Raw genomic sequence first — 21,857 nt, forward strand, 5'->3', positions numbered from 1 at the left:
GTGAAAGCTTTTGATAAAGATAATTTTAGAGAGATAAAAAATTCTCTTTCGAGATTTATATCTATTTTAATAATTGTCTTTCTAGGTGTTTTTGTATTAATTGGCTTGCTCTCTACAGGCCAAGTTATGAGAAACACCATTGATAATAAGATAAAAAAACTTAATCAAGAGGATATAAAAATTTCTGTGCCCATTGGTCTTGAAGATGTAGATAGAAGTATTATAGAGGACCAGGAGGATATCTCTGAGCTTGAATACGGCTATGACAAGGATGCCTTCCTAGAGGGAGATTCTATAGTCATAAAGCTTCTTAATATGCCCTATGAAATTTCTAAGCCCGAAATTGTTGAGGGAAGAAGTATAAAGAGCCCTGATGAAATTGTCCTTGATATAAGAATGAAAAGGGAAGGCAAAAAAATTGGCGACATGATCTCCTTTAAAGAGGACAATGACAACGATGATGACAATGATTTAAAGAGGCTTTCCTACAAGGTTGTGGGCTTTGCCAATTCTCTGGACTTCATTCAAGACAAGAACGGAACTTATTCTGAAAGGGGTTATGGAAAAATTTCTTACTTCGCCTATATTGATGATGGAAATTTCTCTGGTGAGCCAACTCTTGCCAAGCTAAAATTTTTGGGAACAGAGGATCTTATGACTTCTGACAAGGAATATGTGGACTACATGGACAAGAAGTCTCGCGCCCTAAAGATTGATTTAAAAAACAGACCTAAGGAAAGACTTTTATCCATGCAAGATGAAATTTCGGGCAAGATAGTTGATGCCGAAGACAAAATTACTGACGCAGAGGACAAGCTCACTGATGCAAAGGATAAACTCCTTAAGGGTCGTAAGGACTTAAATAAGGGAAAGAAGGACTACAAAGAGGGTCTAGACAAGTACAACAAGGAAAAAAGTGATGCAGAGTCCGAAATTTCAAAAAACAGAGACAAACTTTACAAGGCTTCTGTGGAAATTGACGATGGCGAGAGAAAACTCATTGACGGCTACGAAAAGTTAAGCGAAGGCAAGAAAAAACTTGAAGATTCCAAAAATGAGTTAAATTCTGGAAGGGAAAAGCTGGCTGAAGGCAAGGAAAAGTACCAAAAAGGACTTGGCCAAGCTGAAGCATCAGAAAAGGCACTAAAAGAAGGGGAAGATAAGCTCCTTGAAGGCAGAAAAAAATTAGACGATGGCTGGCAAAAAATTGAAGAATCCAAGGCGAAACTGGCTGAAGGAATGAAAAAATATGAAGATGGCGAAAGAGAATACGACAGTGGCAAAAAGCAGCTTGAAGCAGGCAAAGAGGAGCTTGTAAGTAAAATGGGAGCCACTTCCTATGAAGATGCTGTTGAAAAAATTTATGCCCTGGATAAAATTTTGGACACAGCCAGTGAAATTTTAAACAAACTTCCCACTATTGAAAGTGAAATTGCAAGTACAAAGGCACAGTTAGACCAAGTTGACGGGGGACTTGGGCAAGTTGAGGCTGAAATTGCAAGTACAAATGCGGCCCTCAAGGATCCAAATTTATCAGATGAGGACAGAATAAAACTTGAGGCTAAAATTCAAGGCTTAGAGGGTCAAAAGGCAGAACTTCAAAAAAATAAGGAAGCCCTAAATAAAAAGCTAGAGTTTTTAAATAATTCCAAAGCTGAAATTGACAAGGCTCTTGAGGAAATAAATAAGGAAGTGCCAGGAGGAATCACTGGTAGCTTAGATGACTTAAAAGCCAAGGTAAAAGAAGGCAAGGCTGGCATTGAAAAAATAAATGAAAGCGAGAAAAAACTTGTAGCAGCAAGGGCGACTCTTGATGCAAGTAAGACGCAACTTGAAGAGGGTAAAAAGCAACTTGAAGAGGGAATTGCTGAAGCTGAAAAGGGCGAAGCGGAGTACGCAAAAAATAAGGATGAAATAGAAAAGAACAAGAGGAAACTTCAAGACGCCAAGGAAGAACTTAATAAGGCAAAGAAGAAACTTGATGACTCCCAAGAAAAGCTTGACCAGGGAAGTGCCGATTACGAAAGTGGCAAGAAGGAGTATGAGGAAAAGTACGACGAATATGTAGAGGGCAGAGAAAAATTATCCAGAGCCAAGGAAAAGTATTTGTCTGGCACTGATGAGCTACAAAGAGGAGAAGAAAGACTTGATAAAGAGCTAAAGACTGGCAAGAACAAGTTAAATGATGCCAAGGGCAAGCTCTACAAGGCAGAAAAAGACTTAAAAAAAGGCGAAAGAGAATACAGCGACAAGTCCAAGGAGGCTGAAGAAAAAATTTCTGACGCAAGAGAAAAAATTGCTGACGGAAGGAAGTACTTAAGCCTAATAAAACAACCTCGCTATAAAATTACGCCTAGACATCTTTCAGGTGACATTAACACTTATTTGGACTACGCAAAGAGAGTTGACGGCCTATCCTTTATCTTTCCAATATTTTTCTTTGCCATAGCACTTTTAGTTTGCTTCACAACTATGACTAGGATGGTTGACGAAAATAGACTTGTAATTGGAACCTACAAGGCTCTGGGCTATACAAATAGAGAAATTGGAAGAAAATTTTTCCTATATGGCACACTGGCATCAATAATTGGCGGCACACTTGGCGCCATAACTGGGTCTTATTTATTGACTTACATCATTGGCAATGCCTACTCAACTAAGACAATTTTTGAAGACCATTTAATTATAAATGCCTTTCCACTTAGAATAATTTTTGCCATAGCCATTGGATTTATGTTTACAACAGTGGCGGCAATAATCACTGTCAATAAAAACTTAAAGGAAAAGACAGCCTACCTTCTTCGTGGGAAAGCACCTTCCAAGGGCAACAGAATAATGCTGGAAAAAATTCCTTTCATTTGGAACAGGATGAGCTTTTTATCAAAGGTAACGGCGAGAAATTTATTCTTGTCAAAGAAGAGAATGTTCATGACAGTAGTTGGCGTCATGGGCTGCGCGGCACTGCTTGTTTTGGGCTTTGGAATATCAGAATCAGTAAAAGATGTAGAAACTTTGCAGTTTAAAGAAATTTTAAAATACGACCTTTCGGTATTATACGACAGCAAATTTGACGAAGATGCCTATAGAGATTACAGAAAGGCAATTGACGGTAAAAATTTAGAGTACACAAAGACCTATGAAGAATTATTCACAGTAGATTACCATGAGATCGACCAAAATGTAAATGTAATTGTGCCAGAGGACAAGGAAGACTTTAAAAATTATGTAGCTCTTAGGGACAAGGACAGTGGCGAAGAGCTTGAGCTTTCCAATAATGGCGTAATAATAACAGAAAAATTATCAAAACTTAAAAAGATAAAGGTTGGGGATCCACTTGAACTTCGCGATGTCTATGGCAATGAATTTGAAGTGGAAGTATCAGGCATTACAGAATTTTACATTGGACACAATGTCTACATGGATAAAGACTATTTTGAAAAAGTAACAGGCTCAGACTTTGTGCCAAACACAGACTTAATAAAGGTGCCTCAAAATTTTGACAAGGACAGTTTTACAAAGACCACAATAGAAAACAAGGCAGTCTTTAACATTACAAATATAGGCGACCTAAATGATGTATTAAATAAATTTTTATTCTCAATAACAAAGGTTGAAATAATAATTTTAATTGTGACAACAATTTTGGAAGTGGTAGTATTATATAACCTTACAAATATAAACATTGAAGAGAGAATAAGAGAAGTCTCAACTATAAAAGTTTTGGGCTTTTATCCAAGGGAGACTACATCTTACATTTACAAGGAAACTTATATCCTTGCCCTAATTGGAATATTAATAGGGCTGGTCGTTGGAAAAATTTTGCACTACTCAGTCTTGCAAATAGTTGTGCCCTTTATGGCAATGCTGCCAGAAGATTTGACGGCAAGGCCTTTTATACTGGCAGGCGTAATAACAGCCCTTATAAACACTTTTATAATGGTAATATTCCACTTTAGGATAAAGAAGATAAACGCCCTTGATGCCCTAAAATCAAATGAATAAAATTTGACCGAAGGATAAAATCTTCGGTCTTTTTTTAACTTCAATTATAAAAGGACTGATAAAAATTAAAAAGAAAATTTTTGCCTTTAAATTTATAGTAAATTAAAAAATAAAGAGGTCACTTTACCTTACAAGTGTATATACACTTGGCTTGTCTCATCATCTTATTTGTAATATAATTTTATTTAAAATTTATTAGGAGATTGGATAAAATTGGAAAATTTAGAAAAGTTAAACTTTGATGAAAAAGTGGAATTCTTAAAAAAATTAAAGGAAGAAAAGGATGCAGTTATTCTTGCTCATTATTATATAAATGAGGATATACAAGCTATAGCTGATTACATAGGAGATTCTTTTTTCCTAGCTCAAAAGGCAACTGAGTTAAAGGAAAAGACAATAGTCATGGCTGGGGTTTACTTCATGGGCGAAAGTGTAAAAATTTTAAATCCAAGCAAAAATGTATTGATGCCAGATCTTGGAGCAGATTGTCCTATGGCACACATGGTAAGTGTAGAAAAAATTAAAGAGATGAGAGCAAAGTATGATGATTTAGCAGTTGTAACATATATAAACTCCACTGCTGAAATTAAAGCTTATTCAGATATTTGTGTAACATCTTCAAATGCTGCAAAAATTGTAAATCAATTAAAGGAAAAAATATATTTTTTGTTCCAGATAAAAATCTTGGCGACTACATAAAAAAATCGTTACCTGATAAAAATATTATTTTAAATGATGGTTACTGCCCAGTTCACGATGAAATTGACCTTGATGATGTTAGATCTTTTAAGGGCAAGGTAAAAATTTTAGCTCATCCTGAATGTAGAAAAGAAGTCTTAGACCTTGCTGACTTTATAGGTTCTACAAAGGCTATTATTAAAGAAGCTGGAAAATATGACGATGTACTAGTTGTTACAGAGGAAGGAATTTTTACTGAGCTAAAGAAAAAATATCCAAATATTAATTTTAGAAAATTGAGAAAAAGTCCAATTTGTAATGACATGAAAAAATTAAATATTGATAAAGTCATTAGGGTAATTGAAAACAATGAAAATCAAGTTGAGGTAGATAAAGAAATTAGAGAGAAAGCTTTAATTCCTCTAAAGAGAATGTTGGAGCTAGGTGCTTAAGATGAAAAAATATGATATTTTAATAATTGGCTCTGGACTAGCAGGCGTTAGCACAGCCTTAGAGTTAAGTAAAAATTATAAAATTGCTCTAGTAACTAAGAAAAAGTTAGAAGATTCAAATTCATATCTGGCTCAAGGTGGCATAAATGTCCTCAAGGATAAGTCTGACAGAAAAACTTTTATTGAAGACACATTAAAGGCAGGTCACTACAAAAATAATTTGCAAGCTGTGGAAAAAATGGTAGATATGTCCCAAGCTGCAATAAATTTTTTACTTGACCTTGGAGTTGAATTTACAAGGAAGAATGGAGACTTTGAATATGCAAGAGAAGGCGGTCATTCTATAGCCAGAGGTCTTCACATAGATGATGAAATTGGCAAGGGGATTTTAGATGTCCTTTATAAAAGGCTTAGGGAAAGAGCTAATATAGAAATATTTGAAGACACTCCTATTGTTGATTTAATTGTAAATAAGGGCAAGTGCTATGGCGCAAGGTCTTTAGATAAAATTTTTATTTCTACAAATGTTGTTCTTGCAACTGGTGGACTAGGTGGACTTTTTGATAGGAGCACAAATTTTTCTCATATATGTGGCGATGGATATGCCATGGCTATAAAAAATGGCGTCAAGTTAAAGGATATTTCCTACATTCAGTTTCATCCAACTTCCCTATATGAAGAAGGGGCAGAGAGACAATTTTTGATTTCTGAATCTGCAAGAGGTGAGGGCGCTCTCTTATTAAACCACAAAAAGGAGAGATTCACCGACGAAATGAAGCCTAGAGATATTGTGGCAAAGGCAATATTAAGGGAAATGAAAAAAGAAAAGGTAGACTTTGAATACTTGTCCATGAAACCTCTAGGTGAAGACAAAATTCCAAAGAGATTTCCAATGATATTTAAGGAATTAAAAGATAGAAAAATAGATGCAAGATATGAAAATATTCCCGTTGTTCCATGTCAACACTACACTATGGGCGGCATAGAATGTGATATTAAGGGAAGGACTAATATAGAGGGACTCTTCGCAGTTGGAGAAGCAGGAAATGTTGGTATTCATGGCTCCAATAGACTTGCCTGCAACTCACTTTTAGAGTGTGTAGTTTTTGGAAGACTTTTGGCAGATTACTTAAATGAAAATAAACTTGAAGATAGAAAAATAGATTTTCAAATTAATGCTGGAAAGATTGATAAAGAAAAAAATCGAGTTATTATTTTTGAAAGGATAAAAGAAGATGAGAGAGCTAAAGCCAATAGTAATTGATAAGTATATTATTTCTGCTCTAAGAGAAGACATGACTAGTGGCGACATCACTACAGATGCAATTTTAAAAGATGAAAAGGGAGAAGTAAGTTTAATCTCAAAGGATAGGGGAATTATTGCAGGTCTTGATGTATTTAAGCGAGTCTTTGAAATATTAGATGAAGATGCAACTTTTGAATTTAATTTTTCTGATGGCGATGAGGTAAATAATTCTGACTTAGTGGGGACAATAAGGGCAAAAGCCAGGGCAATCTTAGAAGGCGAAAGGACTGCCCTAAATTATTTGCAAAGGATGAGCGGTATTGCCACTTATACTAAAAAAATGGTAGCTTCCCTTAATAGTGACTCTGTAAAAATTTTAGACACTAGAAAGACTACACCAGGTATGAGAATTTTGGAAAAATATGCAGTAACTCTTGGCGGCGCCTACAATCACAGATATAATTTATCTGACGGAATTATGATAAAGGACAATCACATAGACGCTGCTGGTGGAATAAAAAATGCCATAGAAAAAGTAAGAAGCCTAAATCCCTTTGTCAAAAAAATTGAAGTTGAAGTAGAAAATTTAGATGAAGTGAAAGAAGCATTAGAAGCTAAAGCTGATATAATTATGTTAGACAACATGAATATAGAAGAAATAAAAGAAGCCACTAAGCTTATTGATAAGAGGGCAATAATCGAGTGCTCAGGAAATATTAGTCTTGAAAATATTAGTGACTATAAAAATTTAGACATTGATTATATTTCATCTGGTGCCATAACTTACCAGGCAGGAGTCCTAGACTTATCCATGAAAAATTTAAAAATCTATTGAGGAAGATATGAAGGAACCAAAAACACGAAGAGATGACCTATTAAAATTTTTATATGACAATCAGAAGCCAATATCAGGAGAAAAGTTGGCAGAAAAATTTGATGTAACTAGGCAAGTAATAGTGCAAGATATAGCCATACTTCGAGCTAGTGGAAAGAATATTGTTTCAACTAATAGGGGTTACTATATAAACGAAGAGAGAACTCAAAAAGTTTTCAAAGTTAAACACAGCGATAAAGATATAAATAAAGAATTAAATGCCATTGTAGACCTTGGCGGAAGAGTGAAAGATGTAATAGTTCACCACAAGGTTTATGGAGAAATAAAAAAGGATTTAAACTGCTCCTCTAGGCGAGATGTAAAAATATTTTTAGAAAAAATGAAGAAAGAAAAGTCAAAGCCCTTAGATGTACTTACTGGTGGAGTTCACTTCCACACAGTTGTTAGTGAAAATGAAGAAGTAATTGAAGAAATTGAACTTGTCTTAAAGGAACTTGGATTTTTAATAGAGGAATAAAAATAGGCTTTTCTTTCAGTAAAGGCAATATAAAAAACTTAAAAGCTAAACTTATTAAGAAAGCGCAAGATATATGTCTTGTGCTTTTTGTTTTTAAAAGTTATTTTAGACTAGTTTAAAACATTTTGATTACAAGGTTTTTATTTAAATATTTATATAAATATCTCATAGAGCAAAAAGTATTTAATGACAAATAAATATTGTTAAAAAGCTATAAAAAGTCTGTTAGATTTTATAAATATAAACTGATATTATTATGCTGGAAAGAAAAAGTTTATTCAATGCTATTTTTAAGAATAAGTAGAGTCTAATTGATTTTATGGAGAAGAATTATAACTATTAAAAAAGGAGAAATCAGTTTGAAATACAAAGTTGTTTTAGCAGGTAAATATCCACAAGGTACCTTTGAAAGATTTAAAACTACATTAAATAGAGATTTTTTTGATTTTGTGAAAGTAGAAAATGAAGAAGAATATAATTCAATGAAAGATGCTGACATTCTTATATTAAGAGTTTTTAAAGCACCTAGAAAAATTATAGATAATAATAAAAATTTAAAAATTATTATGCGATGGGGAGCGGGCTATGATTCCGTCGATGTGGATTATGCAAGCAAAAAAGGAATCATAGTGACTAATACTCCTGGAGCGAATGCTTATTCTGTTGCAGAATTAACAATAATGCTAATGCTTGCAGTTGGAAGAAAATTATTATCTCATCAGGAATGTCTTAAAAATGGAATATGGAGTAAAAACACATTTATAAATGAATCTTATTCATTAAATAATAAGACTTTAGGTATTATTGGAGCAGGAAATATCGGAAGAAGAGTAGCTAAGTATGCTCAAGTTTTTGGAGCTAGGACGCAATACTATGATGAATATAGGTTAAGCGAAGAAAAAGAAAGGGAATATAATTTAGAGTATAAAGATTTTGATGAAATATTAAAAACTTCTGACATTTTAACTTTACATGTTCCGTTGACAGAATATAATCGACATTTGATAGGCAAACATGAATTTGATATGATGAAAAAAGGCTCAATAATAATAAACACATCAAGAGGTGGACTAATTGATGACAATGCTTTGCTAGAAGCGGTTAATTCAGGCAAATTACTTGGTGTTGGCTTAGATGTTGTTGAAAATGAGCCTTTAGACAAAGATAATGAACTTTTGAAAAATCCAAATATAATAGTTACACCACACATTGGAGGTGGAACGGCCGATATAAGTGATATTATTATACCTATGCTTGTTGATGATTTGAACAAATTTGTTAAAGGAGAAAATATTTCTCACGTTGTAAATAGAGACAAATAATAAGTAATTTTTTAACTAAAAAGCTAAGAAATTTTAAAATGATTTATTTAATTTCTTAGCTTTTTTTTTGTATTAAATAGACATTTCTGTAAGTCTATATTTTTAATATCATTGAAGTGATCCACTATCAATGATTGAAAAAATTTGGAATAAGAGTTCATATATCTATCTTTTTGTGTTATCAGTGTAATTGGTCTGCGGACAGCTTCTCCTTCGTGAAAGAGTGGAAATAAATTCATATCATTTGTTACATCTTCTTTTAAACAGATTAGAGTGGCATGGCTTACAAAACAAGCTGAAAGAGAGTTTGAACAAAAGGGAAGAATAAGTTGTGAGTATGTACTGGAAAAATTTATTTTAGGCACAATTTCTTTTTCAATAAAAAAGCTTTCTATTTTGTTTCCCAAACGATTTGACATCATAGAAAAAGGAAGTTCTTTAAAATCTTCAACAGAAGCTCCTTTTTTGGACTTCTCTTTTAAATATTCATAATCATTAGGATAATATTCCTTTAATAATTTATTCGTTACACAAAGATAGATTTGATCGTCCATTAATTTTAAGGATTTAATATTTAGTCCTGGTCTTTCGCTTATTACTATGGCAAAATCAAGCTCATTGTTAACAATCAATGGTTCCAAATTTTTTGAAATATCATCAATATATTTTATTTGTACATTTGGATATTTTTTTGTAAATACTGGGAAAATTTTTGGAAGAGATATTGTTGCTCTAGATATACTTGCACCAAATTTTAGAGAACCAGATAATTCTTCGTTTATATCTGAAAACATATCTTCAAGGTCTCTGTTTTTTAATAAAACCTCTTTTGCAAAAGCTAAAAGTCTTTCTCCTGCATAGGTCAATGTAACTCTTGGCTTTCTATTTATCAACTTTACATTGTAATAACTCTCAAGAGATTTTATGTTATTGCTCAAGGTTTGTTGCGATATATATAGTCTTTCAGCAGTTTTTGTAAAATGCAAATCCTTAGATAACTCCACAAAATAATATAAACTTAAAAAATTCATAATTACCTCCACAAGAAAAACTTGTCAAAAAATGAAAAAAATCAAAATTGTCTTTAATATAGGTAAATGTTATCATAAATTTAAAGAAAAAACAATTGGAGGAAGGTAAAGTATGAATATAGGATTTGTAGGATTTGGTGAAGCTTCCTACAGTTTAGCAAAAGGATTGAGTAGTGAAGGATTAAAAAAAATGAAAGCATTTGATGTAAATGTTTTCAATGATGAGTGCAATTCTTTAATAAAAAAGAGATCAAATGAACTAAATATGAAAGTAACAGATTCTTATGAAGGTTTTTTTGACGATATAGATTATGTATTTGTTGCTGTCCCAGCCTTCGTAGCCTTAGATGCTTGCAAAGAAATAAGTAACTATATAAAAGATACTTGTACTTATGTTGATGTGAGTGCAAGTTCGCCAGCAATAAAAGATAAATGCAAAAATATTTTAGATAAAAATAATGTTTCATATATTGACGCTTCAATGTTAGGCTCACTACCAAAGCTAAAACATAAAGTTCCATTTTATGTTAGTGGTGAAAAAGCAAAAAAATTTATTGAAGATTTTGAAAAATATGGAATGAATATTACTTATGTAAATGAGAAACCTGGCTCTGCAACTTCAATAAAACTAATAAGAAGCATTTTTATGAAAGGCATATCTGCATTAATGATTGAACTTGTTATGGCTTCTGATAGCTATGGAGTTTCAGATTTTGTTCTAAATTCAATTAGTGACAGTTTAGATGGAATTAGTTTTATGAGTCACCTAAATAGAATTTCTACGGGTTCAGCTATTCATGCTAAGAGACGTGCATTTGAAATTGGCGGAAGTATAGAAATGCTTGAAGACAAAAATTTAGATTCACTTATGAGTGAAGCCACAAAGAAAAAGCTAGAAATTTTAGCCAATTATGATTTTTCAAAAGTTGCTGAAAAAGATAATAAAACATGGAAAGATGTAGTAAGTGTTTTAAAAGGAGTTGAAAATTAATATGTCAGTTGGAAAGAGAATTTATTTAAAGAGGATTTTACCAGATAAAAAGTTAATTGAGGAATTTAAAGAAATTCCAGCATCAAATACATGTGATGTAATGGGGAGAAATTCTGCAATGAATCCTAGAATTAAATTAGTAACCAAACCAAAATTACAAATGATGTGTGGACCTGCACTAACAGTCAAATGTAGAGCTGGGGATAATTTGACACTTCATGCAGCATTAAATATCTGCCAAGAAGGAGATGTACTCGTAGTATCAAATGAGGAAGATACTACAAGAGCGCTAATGGGTGAAATTATGATGGCTTATCTTTTTGAAGTAAAAAAAGTTGCAGGAATAATATTAGATGGGCCAATAAGAGATATTGATGAAATTGGTAAATGGGATTTTCCAGTATATTGTACTGGTACGACACCGGGAGGACCCTATAAAGAAGGACCAGGAGAAATTAATGTACCAATTGCCTGTGGAGGTGTATCAGTAAATCCCGGAGACATAATTCTAGCAGATCCAGATGGAGTAATAGTTATTCCAAATAAAGATTCGGAAAAAGTTTTAGAAGAAGCAAAAGAGTTTAAAAAGAAAGATGAAGCAAAATTAGAAAAAGCTAAAAATAATGAGTCAAATAGAGATTGGGTAAATAAATTATTAAAAGAAAAAGAATACGAAATCATTGATGATTTTTATAAATATTAATATGGAGGATATTATGAAAAAGAAATTCAGTACAATATTAACTTTAGTAGCATTAACATGTGCACTACTAGTAGGTTGTAGTAATGACAAAGGTAAAGATACAGCAAGCAGTGAAGAAGGAGTCAACTGGCCAACAGATACTGTCACAGTAGTTGTACCATATGGTGCAGGAGGAGACACTGATACTTATGCTAGACAAATGGCATTACAATTGCAAAAAGAATTAAATCAAAATTTTGTAGTAGTTAATACTACAGGTGCGGCAGGAGTAGTTGGGGCATCAAGTGTATTAGATGCGAAGCCAGATGGAAATACTATGTTATTCAACCATACTGGGGCTTCGCTATCTCAAGAAGCAGCTAACGCAAATGAATTTTCATTTTTAGATGATTTTGAAACAGTAGCATCTGTTGCTGAAGATGATACCTATACTTTATTAGCAAAAAAAGGAAGCGAATGGGATTCATTAGATAAAATGATAGCTTGGGCGAAAGAAAATCCTGGAAAGCTTAGATATTCTAGCACATACTATGGTGCGACTCATGCGGTTGCAACTCAAATGGAAAAAACTATGGGGATAGAATTAGACAAAATAGATGTTGGGTCCAGTACATCTGAAAGATTGACTTCATTCATCCAAGATCAATGTGACATTATAGTGGTAAATTTCATGAATGTTGCTGATTATGTAGAAAAAGGTGATTTTGTAGTTCTTGGTGTTTGTTCTGATGAAAGATTAAAAGGATTAGAAGAATTTCCAACTTTAAAAGAACAAGGTTATGATGTAGTAATGCCTAAAATTTATGAGGTTAGATTTCCGAAGGGAACAGATCAAGCTATTGTTGATAAATTATCAGAGTCAATTAAAAAAGTTACTGAATCAGAAGAGTTTAAAAGCACATTAGAAAAATATTATGCTAAATCTCTATATAGGGATGGGAAGACTTCAATTGAAGAAGATAAATTAGAGGTACAAAGACTAAAAGATTTATTTGGCATAAAATAATCGGGAGATGAAGTATGACAAAAAGAGTTAGAGAAATAATAATTTCAATTTTATTTATGCTTGTAGGTATATTCATATACTTACAAGCTATGAATATAAAGCCTCTTATGAAAAATGAACTTGGTTCGGGTTATTTTCCTAAAGTAATTGCGGTTGTAATTATAATACTTTCGGTAATAAATTTATTTATTAACTTGAGGAAAGATAAAGAACAAGAAGAAGAGGTTAAAGAAAAAGGAGATTTTTTTGGAGGATTATCTACCATTGTGTTGATTGGGATTTATTCCGTTCTATATCAAAAAGTAGGATTCCTTATAGGAACATCTCTATATTTATTTATCCAAATATTAATTTTATCACCAAAAGAGAAAAGAAATATTCCTATCTTTGTAGCTATTTCTATTTTATTTCCAATATTTGTATATTATGTGTTTACTAGATTAATTAATATGCCTTTACCAAAAGGATTATTTGGTTTTTGAAAGGGGGAAAAACTTTGGTATTAGAAGCAATGACGATGATTTTTAATCCCTTTACACTAATGTTAATATTAATTGGCGTCATTATAGGGATAGTATTTGGGGCAATTCCTGGTTTATCAGCAACAATGGCATTAGTGTTATTTTTGCCTATGTCTTTTGGAATGGAACCCATGAATGGGATTTCTTTATTAGTAGGTTTATATTTAGGAGGAATTTCAGGTGGATTGATTTCAGCCATTTTACTTAAGATACCGGGGACACCGTCATCCATAGCAACTCTTTTTGATGGTGCTCCAATGGCGGAAAATGGTCAAGCAGGAAAGGCGCTTGGCACAGGGATTTTAGTTTCATTTATAGGTGGTCTTTTAAGTATATTTGCATTAATGTTCATTTCACCTGGACTTTCTAAGGTAACATTATTATTCACATCTGTTGAATACTTTGCAATAGCAGTTTTTTCCCTTACAATAATTGCAAGTTTATCAGGGGATTCTTTGATTAAAGGTGTATTGTCTGGATTATTTGGATTAGTTCTTTCTCTTGTTGGAATAGCACCAATTGATGGGGTTAGAAGATTTACTTTTGGAATAACAAAGCTTTACGGAGGATTCGAGACAGTTGTAATACTAATCGGAGTTTATGCAGTAACAGACATTATTTTGGCTGGGTTTAATAGAAATTCAATTGTAATAAAAGCTGAAAAAACTCCATATAACCTAAAAGGGTTTGGAATCACTTTAAAAGAGCTATCAGAAAACTGGTTAAACATTTTAAGATCAGCTTTAATAGGATTAGGTATTGGTATTTTACCGGGTATAGGTGGATCGACAGCCAGTATATTAGCCTATACAGCTGAAAAGAATAGTTCAAAAAACCCAGAAACGTATGGTAAAGGTAATATTAGAGGTATAATAGCATCTGAAACTTCAAATAATGCAGTAATCGGAGGATCATTAATTCCATTAATTACAATGGGTATACCAGGTAATGTTGCAACAGCAGTATTTCTAGGTGGACTTACAATTCATGGAATTTCACCTGGACCACTAATTTTTGACAAAAGTGGTAAATATGTGTATGGTATATTTATCGCTTTACTAGTAGCAAATGTATTTATGTTAGTCTTTGAAAGAGCTGGGCTTCGAATTTTTGTAAAATTATTAGATATTCCAAAGTATATATTATTACCATTGGTTTTAGTTTGTTGTGTTTTAGGAGCTTACTGTGCAAACTTTACATTATTTGATGTTATTTGCGTATTTCTTTTTGGCTTAATGGGATTCGCTTTTAAAAAGTTTGGGATTCCTACCACACCACTAATTATTGGATTTATATTAGGTGGAATGACAGAATTAAATTTAAGACAGGCTCTTATGCAAAATAAAGGGGATTGGATGATATTTATACAAAAACCAATATCACTTGTATTTATATTAATTGCTGTAATTTCAATAGCATTAACACTAAGAAAATCAATTAAACAAAAAGTTAAATAATATTTCATAAAATAAATCCTTGATAGAGAAAGTGCAAGATGTATGTCTTGTGCTTTTTGTTTTTAAAAAACTTTTGAGGGTATATTAGGGGTGAGAGATTTATTTTTATAACGTGATAAAGGAAAGTGATTTTATGAAAAATGATGTATTAAGAAGAAAAGAACACGAAGCTGTTAGAAATGGCGTTGGTTATTATGATTTCACTCACCAAGTTTTAGATGTCAAAGGTAAGGATGCAGCAACTTTTTTAGACAAAGTTTTTGTAAATGACATAAAAAATATGAAAAAGGGTCACGCACTTTACACTACAATGCTAAATGAAGAGGGAAAAATTATTGACGATGTTATTGTTTTTAGGTTGGAAGATGACAAGTATTTGATTTCAACTTTATACATTGACAAGATGATTAAGTGGTTTGACAAGTTTAAGGACGGCTGCGACATAGACTACAAGGACATCACTTCAAAATTAACTATGTTTGCAGTCCAAGGTCCAAAGTCAAGAGATCTTGTGAATAAAATTGTGGACAAGGATGTTTCTTCTATGAAGTTCTTTACTATTGAAGATAACACTGTTGGCGACTTAGACATTATGGTTGCAAGGTCAGGCTTCACAGGCGAACTTGGCTATGAACTTTATGTTGAAAGCGGCAAGAAGGAAGTTCTTGAAGAAAAAATAAAAGAGTGCGGCAAGGAATTTGGCTTAGTTAATATTACAACTGATGTAATTATTGGCTCACTTCCTGGTGAAAAGGGATATGTATTAATGAGCGACCTTGAAGGCACAAATCCTCTTGAAGTTGGCTATGGATGGACAGTTCACTGGGACAGTGACTTCATTGGCAAGGATGAACTTCTAAAGGCAAAGGGAAATATTAAGAGAGATCTTTTCGGCTTTGAACTTTTAGAAGAAGGTCAAGTTGAAGCAGGAGACCCAGTTCTTTGTGATGGCAAGGAAATTGGCAAGGTTACTAAATTCACTTACGGCTATACTCTTGAAAAGTTCATTGGCTACTGCTTAATTGAAAAAGAATGTGCAGTGGAAGGAAAAGAAGTTGAAATTAAAAGTAAAGCAGAAAGCCTAAAGGCAAAATTATGCGACAGAGTTTTCTATGACAAAGAAAATGAAAGAGTAAGAGGATAAGAGGATAGATTAAAGAATTAAGATAAAGGGAGTCCATGGGGCTCCTTTTTTTATGCTAATCTACAATAAATTTTAAATAAAAATTTTTTGCACTTATATTTTCATGCTAACTTATTTTAAGTTTGCACAAGACTATAGGTGCAATTTTTTTGCAAAAAAATATCTGTTAGAGATTTACTCCCCAACAGATATTTAAAAATTTTAAAATTATTTTATTAATTAAGATTAAGCAGCAGCTGCTGGTTTATTCTTATTTAATATTTTTTGAGTTACAAATATAAATGCTAGAGCAGCAAGTCCAATTACATCAGTAAGAAGTTTTGGATCAAGTAGTGCAAAAGCAGCTAAAAGAAGTATAACTCTTTGCCATATTCTTAGTTTTCCAAATAGATAAGATTCTACAGTACCAGCCAAGCAAACTGTACCAATAAGAGCAGTTACAATTGTTGGAAGTGCAGCTGTTATTGGAAGCCAATTTACTGTTGTTCCTACTATGGAATCTACCATTATTAAGTGTGGATTTATTACAAAGATGTAAGGTATTATAAAGGCGCCTATGGCAAGCTTAAAGGCTTGGAAACCAGTCTTCATTGAGTTTGCACCTGCGATACCTGCTCCTGCGTAAGCAGCTAGGGCTACTGGAGGAGTAACGTCGGCAACTACACCAAAGTATAGGATAAATAGGTGGGCTGACATTAAGTTTACACCAAGTTTTGTTATTGCTGGAACAGCCATTGTTGCAAGTACGATGTATTTTGCAGTAGTTGGAAGTCCCATGCCAAGGATAATTGAAGATATCATTGTAAGAAGTAGTGTAGGGATAAGTCTACCTTGAGCTATTTGAACAATTACTTCTGCAATCTTTAAACCGAAACCAGTAAGTGTTACAACACCTACTATCATACCAGCACAAGCACAGGCACAAGCTACACCAACGGCACCCTTAGCACCTGCTTCCATTGCTCCAAGAATATCTTTAGGAGTAAAGGAATTATCTTTTTTAATAATAGATGCTGTCATGGCAACAATAACGCCAATTACTATACCAGTTAAAGCAGCCATTGTTGGTGGATATTGTTTAACCAACATGAAGATGATTGCAATAAGAGGTAGAGTTAAATAACCTTGTTTTTTCAAAATATTTGAAACCTTTGGAAGTGTTTCTCTAGGCATACCTTTAAGTCCAAGTTTACAAGCTTCCAAGTGAACCATTGTACCAACAGCTATATAGTATAGAACAGCTGGGATAATGGCAGCCTTAACAATTGAAATGTAAGGGAAACCAGTGAAGTCTGCCATGATAAAGGCAGCAGCACCCATTACTGGAGGCATGATTTGTCCACCAGTAGATGCAGTAGCTTCTACGGCACCTGCATAATGAGGTTTGTAACCAACTGATTTCATTAGTGGAATTGTAAAGGCACCAGTAGTAACTGTGTTAGCTACAGATGAACCTGAAATTGAACCCATAAGTCCTGAAGAAAGAACTGATGTCATAGCTGGACCTGATCTTGTAGAACCAGTTAAAGCGTAAGCAAAGTCTATAAAGAATTCACCAACACCAGTTTTGTCTAGGAAGGAACCAAATAGTATAAACATAAATACGAAAGTAGAAGATACTCCAAGAGGTGTACCCATAATACCTTCAGTAGTCATATACATATGTGAAACAATTCTTGTTACGTTAAATCCTCTGTGTGCAAATATACCTGGCAAGTGTCTGCCGAAGTAAGCAAATAGTAGGAATACTATGGTAACTATAGGAAGTTCAGGTCCTACAACTCTTCTTGTAACTTCAAGAGTAAGAAGAACTGAAAGAACACCAAGTACCATGTCAGTTGTGGACATTTGACCACCTTTAAGGGCAATTGCCTCTACATTAAAGAATATGTAGCCCCAAACACCAACTGATAAAATAATAAGAAGCCAATCAGTGATATCAATTTTATCCCTTGATGACTTTTTAAATCCTGGATAAAGTGCAAATCCAAGAGTAAAGGCAAAGATTAAGTGAAGAGATCTTTGCTTCATAGCTAAAAGTGTACCATGCCATGCTGTAAATAAATGGAAAGCAGACATTAAAATTGCAACGATTGTAATAAATAAAGCAACCTTGCCAGTTAACTTACGAAGTTTACTAGTTTCAAGGTCATATTGCTCCATTAATTCGTTAACATCCATAGTTCCAAGTTCTTCAGCTGCCTTAGCAAAGCTAGGCTCAGAAGAAGAATCTTTTGAATCTATTTTTGAATCTTCAGTTTTTATTTCTTCAGATTCTAAATTTTCATTTAATTTCTTATCTTCGCTCAATTTGGCACCTCCTTAGTGCGTATTGTAAAAGTGAGATGTGTTCAGTAGAAAACTCTAAAGCTTCTCTAGGTTCAGAAAATTCTAAAAAGGGAGTAGTCTTTCCATTAATAACAAGTTTGTGATTTGCTATGACAGCTCCAGTTCTATAAATAACAGTTTCAAAGGGAACATTCATATCATAGAGACAAAAGCTACCGTCATCAGCGTATTTAAACTTGTATATTAAATTTACAGGAAGACCTGCACCTTGGTCGCGATATCTTTGTTCCATTAGGATTAATTTTCCATCGCGAACTTCATACCATTCGCTAGTCTCTGACCTTTCAACGGAATGGGTATAGACTATGCCGAACCTTTCCTTATCCTTTAACTGACAAATCTTTAATAGATCACCATCAAAGTAAGATTTTATAATTATTGCGTCTATTTTCACAAAGGATAAAATAAAAAAAACTATTATAATAAAGAGAATTGGAAAGAATAACTTCTTTCCAATGCCCTCTTTATTTCTACCATTCATTATTTTTTAACTTCGTCGAAATATTTTTGTGCACCTGGGTGAACTTGAATACTCATACCGTCAAGAGCCTTATCAAGAGCAATGTCGCCACCTCTTGCGTGAGATTCTTTCATTGTATCAAGGTTTTCAAATAAAAGTTTAACGATATTGTATGCATCTTCTTCAGGCATTTTTTCGTCAACAGCTAGCATTGATTGTACAGCTACTACAGAGATTTCTTTGTCTTGTCCCTTGTATTCTGTAGGAGTAATGTGTAGGTTAACATAGAATGGATATTTTTCAATTAAAGCTTGAGCTTTATCTTCTGCAATTGGAACTAGGTGAACATTGTGAGTAGTTGCTAGTTCAGTAATAGCTGAAGATGGAATTGCTGCAGTTAAGAATGTTGCATCAATTTGACCAGATTTAATTTGGTCAGCAGCTTCTGCGAAAGATAAGTAGTCAACTTTTCCTAAATCCTTATAAGTGATTCCGTGAATATCAAGAATTTGTTTTACGTTAACTTCAACACCAGAACCTGGAGCACCAACAGCAACTCTCTTGCCCTTTAAGTCGTCAATAGTTTTGATTCCTGATTCATCAGAAGCAACTATTTGTACGATTTCAGGATATAGACAGCATAGACCTCTTAGAGAAGGTTTCTTTTGTCCTTCGAAAGTATCAGTACCATTTACTGCGTAGTAAGCAACGTCGTTTTGAATAAATGCGATTTCTGCGTCTCCCTTAGTAATAAGTTCAACATTTTCTTTAGAAGCACCAGTAGCTTGTGCAGTAGCTGTGTAATTTACACCTGCATTGTTAAGAATGTTAGATAGTGCTCCACCTAGTGGATAATATGTACCACCAGTACCACCTGTAGCAACTGACATGAATCCGCCCTTAGTTTCCATTAGGCCTTCAGCTTTGATGTCGCCAGTAGCTTCTTTGCTTTCTTCTTTCTTTGCGCCTTCTTCGGTTTTAGTAGCGTTAGCAGGTTCTTCTTTTTTGTTTCCTCCACCGCCACAAGCAGTTAAAGTAACTGTAACCAAAGCAATAAGCATGATTAGCGTCATAAATTTTTTCTTAGTCATAATAATCCTCCTTGACCTTATTCAAATAAACTAAAATTTTATGAAAATGTTTATCTGATAGTTTTATATTACAATAAGTAATATTAAATGTCAATTAAATAAAAAGGATATTAGGGCGGGAAATTGTATTATATTTATACAAAACTATAAATCTGAAAACGGTTTATAAGAGAAAAAGTTGGATAAAGTGATGAAATAAGCTTTTGGGGTAAGAATAAAATATAAAATTAGTAAATAAAATCATAAAAAATTTAAAAATAAATTTTGGAGGAAAAAATGAAAATAACTGAACTTCTAAATATTAAGTATCCAATTTTTCAGGGAGCCATGGCAAATATTTCTACTGCAGATCTTGCTGGTGCAGTTTCAGAAGCTGGTGGTCTTGGCATGATAGCAACAGGTGGCTTTAGTCCAGAGGTCGTTAGATCTGAAATTAGAAAAATAAAAAGGATGACAGATAAAGCCTTTGGCGTAAATATGGTAATGATTCATCCACAAATTGATGAGCTCAATAAAATTGTTGTGGAAGAGGGAGTAAAGATTATAACTTGCGGCGCAGGCAATCCTGAGAAGTATTTTGACTACTGGCTAGAAAAGGGTTTAAAGGTAATTCCTATAATTGCAAATAAAAAAATGGCGCAAAAAGTTGAGAGCCTTGGTGCCCTTGCCTGTGTCTTTGAAGGGGCAGAGGCAGGTGGACATATTGGGAAGCTAAACACTTTTCCCGCTCTGCCAGAAATATGTGACTCAGTAAAAATTCCTGTGATCTCTGCTGGTGGCATTTACACGGCAAGACACATCTTAGCTGCAGAAATTTTGGGAGCAAGTGGTGTGCAAATGGGCACGAGATTTTTGGTGTCAAAGGAAGCACCAGTCCACGAAAATTTCAAAAAAGTTTTAATTGAGGCAACGGATAGGGACACAATTGTAACTGGAATTACAAGACCACATCCAATTAGGGGCTACAAAAATAAATTGGCTGAAAAACTTTTGGAGATCGAAATAAATAATTTCGACCAAGAAGAATTTGAAAAGTACGCAGCAGGCTCTGGCAAGAAGGCTGTAAGAGATGGCGATGTAGACTGGGGATCTGTCATGGCAGGCGAAGGCTATGAGTATTTAAATAAAATTGAAAGCGTAAGAGATATAATAGAAAACATTATGAGAGAATATGAAGATTTGAAAGAAAATTTTAAGAGAAGCTAAGATTTTCTTTGTCACTTAATAAATTTTATAGTAAAATAATTTCGCAAAAAAATTGGAGTAAAGTATGGAAAGATTTAATAATGAAAAATTAAAAAAGATTCAAGTCCTAAATGGGGCACAGTTAAAGTATATTGCCTTTATTTCTATGCTAATTGACCACATAAACAAGGGCATAATTTTACCCTACCTTGAAGTGGGAAGCACTCTATCAAAGATTTCTACAGTTTTTGATGTCTTGGGCCGCATTGCCTTTCCACTCTTTTCCTTTTTTGTTGTGGAAGGATTTTTTAAGACTCACAGTAGGAAGAAATATTTACTAAATTTACTTTTATTTGCAGTGATTTCTGAAGTACCCTATGACATGTTTTCTTCAAAAGTTTTTTTAGAATTTAGATTAAATAATGTTCTATTTTCTCTTGCCCTATCATTAATTTTTATATGGGTCTTAGACGAATTTAGAAATAAATTTGAGGATAAAATTGGCAAGTGGTGGCTTCTTATTTCAATTCCACTTTTAATTGTAATGTACTTTGCAAGCACTTTTGTGTCAGGTGATTATGATTTCCACGCAATACTTACAGCTTTCTTTTTTTATATATTTTATAATAGACCTATTACTTCAGCAGTCCTTGCCTATTTAAGTATTATTAAAGAAGTTTGGTCAATACTGGGTTTTGGTTTAACTATAATGTATAATGGCGAAAAGGGAAAGCAAAATAAATTATTTAATTATTTATTTTATCCAGTCCACCTTTTTATCTTGGGACTACTTAGGTTTTACCTAAATATATAAAATTAAATAGAAATTTTTATATAAACAATGAGATGCCTTTGAGAGAACTATTA

General features: G+C 33.3%; 19 protein-coding genes. 15 read left to right on the plus strand and 4 right to left on the minus strand.

The features are described 5' to 3' along the window. The 7 genes from Q0U74_RS00695 (at position 1) to Q0U74_RS00725 (ending at position 9,052) form a co-directional block, all read left to right on the plus strand. A complete protein-coding gene (locus tag Q0U74_RS00695; protein ID WP_297391952.1) occupies positions 1 to 4,002 on the plus strand; it encodes an FtsX-like permease family protein in 4,002 nt (1,333 codons plus the stop codon). Positions 4,003 to 4,215: 213 nt separating this feature from the next. Beyond that, positions 4,216 to 4,701 carry a quinolinate synthase NadA gene (locus Q0U74_RS00700; RefSeq protein ID WP_297391954.1) on the plus strand — a complete coding sequence of 162 codons (486 nt, stop codon included), beginning with the start codon at positions 4,216 to 4,218 and terminating at the stop codon, positions 4,699 to 4,701. Continuing rightward, entirely contained in the window at positions 4,608 to 5,132 is a 525-nt protein-coding gene (nadA, locus tag Q0U74_RS00705) for a quinolinate synthase NadA (protein WP_297391957.1), read from the plus strand. The genes Q0U74_RS00700 and nadA overlap by 94 nt, the downstream gene beginning before the upstream one ends. Before the next feature lies 1 nt (position 5,133). Continuing rightward, the gene (locus tag Q0U74_RS00710) at positions 5,134 to 6,396 is read left to right on the plus strand and encodes an L-aspartate oxidase (RefSeq protein WP_297391959.1); all 1,263 of its coding nucleotides are present in this window, start codon (positions 5,134 to 5,136) and stop codon (positions 6,394 to 6,396) included. Next, complete coding sequence (nadC, locus tag Q0U74_RS00715; protein WP_297391961.1) at positions 6,368 to 7,213, plus strand: carboxylating nicotinate-nucleotide diphosphorylase; 846 nt, start codon at positions 6,368 to 6,370, stop codon at positions 7,211 to 7,213. The genes Q0U74_RS00710 and nadC overlap by 29 nt, the downstream gene beginning before the upstream one ends. Before the next feature lie 7 nt (positions 7,214 to 7,220). Continuing rightward, positions 7,221 to 7,730 carry a transcription repressor NadR gene (locus Q0U74_RS00720; RefSeq protein WP_297391963.1) on the plus strand — a complete coding sequence of 170 codons (510 nt, stop codon included), beginning with the start codon at positions 7,221 to 7,223 and terminating at the stop codon, positions 7,728 to 7,730. 359 nt (positions 7,731 to 8,089) lie between these two features. Further along, positions 8,090 to 9,052 (plus strand): D-isomer specific 2-hydroxyacid dehydrogenase family protein, encoded by a 963-nt coding sequence (locus tag Q0U74_RS00725; protein ID WP_297391965.1) that lies wholly within the window; start codon positions 8,090 to 8,092, stop codon positions 9,050 to 9,052. A 47-nt stretch (positions 9,053 to 9,099) separates the two neighbouring features. Here Q0U74_RS00725 and Q0U74_RS00730 read toward each other — a convergent pair whose 3' ends face one another. Continuing rightward, positions 9,100 to 10,083, minus strand: coding sequence for a LysR family transcriptional regulator (locus tag Q0U74_RS00730; protein ID WP_297391967.1), 984 nt, complete (start codon positions 10,081 to 10,083; stop codon positions 9,100 to 9,102). 112 nt (positions 10,084 to 10,195) lie between these two features. Here Q0U74_RS00730 and Q0U74_RS00735 point away from each other — a divergent pair, with 112 nt between their 5' ends. The 6 genes from Q0U74_RS00735 to Q0U74_RS00760 all read left to right on the plus strand — a co-directional run bounded on the left by Q0U74_RS00735 (position 10,196) and on the right by Q0U74_RS00760 (position 15,905). Further along, complete coding sequence (locus Q0U74_RS00735; protein ID WP_297391969.1) at positions 10,196 to 11,074, plus strand: NAD(P)-dependent oxidoreductase; 879 nt, start codon at positions 10,196 to 10,198, stop codon at positions 11,072 to 11,074. Position 11,075: 1 nt separating this feature from the next. Then, positions 11,076 to 11,777: an RraA family protein gene (locus tag Q0U74_RS00740; protein ID WP_297391971.1), complete on the plus strand. Its 702-nt coding sequence runs from the start codon at positions 11,076 to 11,078 to the stop codon at positions 11,775 to 11,777. A gap of 13 nt (positions 11,778 to 11,790) precedes the next feature. Continuing rightward, positions 11,791 to 12,783 carry a tripartite tricarboxylate transporter substrate binding protein gene (locus tag Q0U74_RS00745; protein ID WP_297391973.1) on the plus strand — a complete coding sequence of 331 codons (993 nt, stop codon included), beginning with the start codon at positions 11,791 to 11,793 and terminating at the stop codon, positions 12,781 to 12,783. A gap of 14 nt (positions 12,784 to 12,797) precedes the next feature. Further along, on the plus strand, positions 12,798 to 13,265 hold the full coding sequence (locus Q0U74_RS00750; protein WP_297391975.1) for a tripartite tricarboxylate transporter TctB family protein: 468 nt from the start codon (positions 12,798 to 12,800) through the stop codon (positions 13,263 to 13,265). Between the two features lie 14 nt (positions 13,266 to 13,279). Next, positions 13,280 to 14,761: a tripartite tricarboxylate transporter permease gene (locus Q0U74_RS00755; RefSeq protein ID WP_297391977.1), complete on the plus strand. Its 1,482-nt coding sequence runs from the start codon at positions 13,280 to 13,282 to the stop codon at positions 14,759 to 14,761. Positions 14,762 to 14,894: 133 nt separating this feature from the next. Then, complete coding sequence (locus tag Q0U74_RS00760; RefSeq protein ID WP_297391979.1) at positions 14,895 to 15,905, plus strand: aminomethyltransferase family protein; 1,011 nt, start codon at positions 14,895 to 14,897, stop codon at positions 15,903 to 15,905. Between the two features lie 225 nt (positions 15,906 to 16,130). On the opposite strand, the gene Q0U74_RS00765 is transcribed toward Q0U74_RS00760, so the two are convergent. Genes Q0U74_RS00765 through Q0U74_RS00775 form a run of 3 tightly spaced genes read right to left on the minus strand, consistent with a single transcriptional unit; the run spans position 16,131 to position 19,805 of the window. Next, positions 16,131 to 18,215, minus strand: coding sequence for a TRAP transporter permease (locus tag Q0U74_RS00765; RefSeq protein ID WP_297391981.1), 2,085 nt, complete (start codon positions 18,213 to 18,215; stop codon positions 16,131 to 16,133). Beyond that, a complete protein-coding gene (locus tag Q0U74_RS00770) occupies positions 18,202 to 18,735 on the minus strand; it encodes a DUF1850 domain-containing protein (RefSeq protein ID WP_297391983.1) in 534 nt (177 codons plus the stop codon). The genes Q0U74_RS00765 and Q0U74_RS00770 overlap by 14 nt, the downstream gene beginning before the upstream one ends. Further along, positions 18,735 to 19,805: a TAXI family TRAP transporter solute-binding subunit gene (locus Q0U74_RS00775; protein WP_297391985.1), complete on the minus strand. Its 1,071-nt coding sequence runs from the start codon at positions 19,803 to 19,805 to the stop codon at positions 18,735 to 18,737. Before Q0U74_RS00775 ends, Q0U74_RS00770 begins: the two co-directional genes overlap by 1 nt. Before the next feature lie 276 nt (positions 19,806 to 20,081). On the opposite strand from Q0U74_RS00775, the gene Q0U74_RS00780 reads away from it, so the two are divergent. After that, entirely contained in the window at positions 20,082 to 21,011 is a 930-nt protein-coding gene (locus Q0U74_RS00780; RefSeq protein WP_297391987.1) for a nitronate monooxygenase, read from the plus strand. A 64-nt stretch (positions 21,012 to 21,075) separates the two neighbouring features. After that, a complete protein-coding gene (locus Q0U74_RS00785; protein ID WP_297391989.1) occupies positions 21,076 to 21,804 on the plus strand; it encodes a TraX family protein in 729 nt (242 codons plus the stop codon). Positions 21,805 to 21,857 lie beyond the last annotated feature (53 nt).

Source organism: uncultured Peptoniphilus sp. (assembly GCF_946998875.1).
Taxonomy (GTDB): Bacteria; Bacillota; Clostridia; order Tissierellales; family Peptoniphilaceae; genus Peptoniphilus_A.

What these genes read in the sequence shown, in the direction of transcription:
- Q0U74_RS00710 (WP_297391959.1), top strand. Translation starts at nt 5,134, where the DNA reads ATGAAAAAATATGATATTTTAATAATTGGCTCTGGACTAGCAGGCGTT.
- nadC (WP_297391961.1), top strand. Translation starts at nt 6,368, where the DNA reads ATGAGAGAGCTAAAGCCAATAGTAATTGATAAGTATATTATTTCTGCT.
- Q0U74_RS00720 (WP_297391963.1), top strand. Translation starts at nt 7,221, where the DNA reads ATGAAGGAACCAAAAACACGAAGAGATGACCTATTAAAATTTTTATAT.
- Q0U74_RS00730 (WP_297391967.1), bottom strand. Translation starts at nt 10,083, where the DNA reads ATGAATTTTTTAAGTTTATATTATTTTGTGGAGTTATCTAAGGATTTG.
- Q0U74_RS00735 (WP_297391969.1), top strand. Translation starts at nt 10,196, where the DNA reads ATGAATATAGGATTTGTAGGATTTGGTGAAGCTTCCTACAGTTTAGCA.
- Q0U74_RS00740 (WP_297391971.1), top strand. Translation starts at nt 11,076, where the DNA reads ATGTCAGTTGGAAAGAGAATTTATTTAAAGAGGATTTTACCAGATAAA.
- Q0U74_RS00745 (WP_297391973.1), top strand. Translation starts at nt 11,791, where the DNA reads ATGAAAAAGAAATTCAGTACAATATTAACTTTAGTAGCATTAACATGT.
- Q0U74_RS00750 (WP_297391975.1), top strand. Translation starts at nt 12,798, where the DNA reads ATGACAAAAAGAGTTAGAGAAATAATAATTTCAATTTTATTTATGCTT.
- Q0U74_RS00760 (WP_297391979.1), top strand. Translation starts at nt 14,895, where the DNA reads ATGAAAAATGATGTATTAAGAAGAAAAGAACACGAAGCTGTTAGAAAT.
- Q0U74_RS00770 (WP_297391983.1), bottom strand. Translation starts at nt 18,735, where the DNA reads ATGAATGGTAGAAATAAAGAGGGCATTGGAAAGAAGTTATTCTTTCCA.
- Q0U74_RS00775 (WP_297391985.1), bottom strand. Translation starts at nt 19,805, where the DNA reads ATGACTAAGAAAAAATTTATGACGCTAATCATGCTTATTGCTTTGGTT.
- Q0U74_RS00780 (WP_297391987.1), top strand. Translation starts at nt 20,082, where the DNA reads ATGAAAATAACTGAACTTCTAAATATTAAGTATCCAATTTTTCAGGGA.
- Q0U74_RS00785 (WP_297391989.1), top strand. Translation starts at nt 21,076, where the DNA reads ATGGAAAGATTTAATAATGAAAAATTAAAAAAGATTCAAGTCCTAAAT.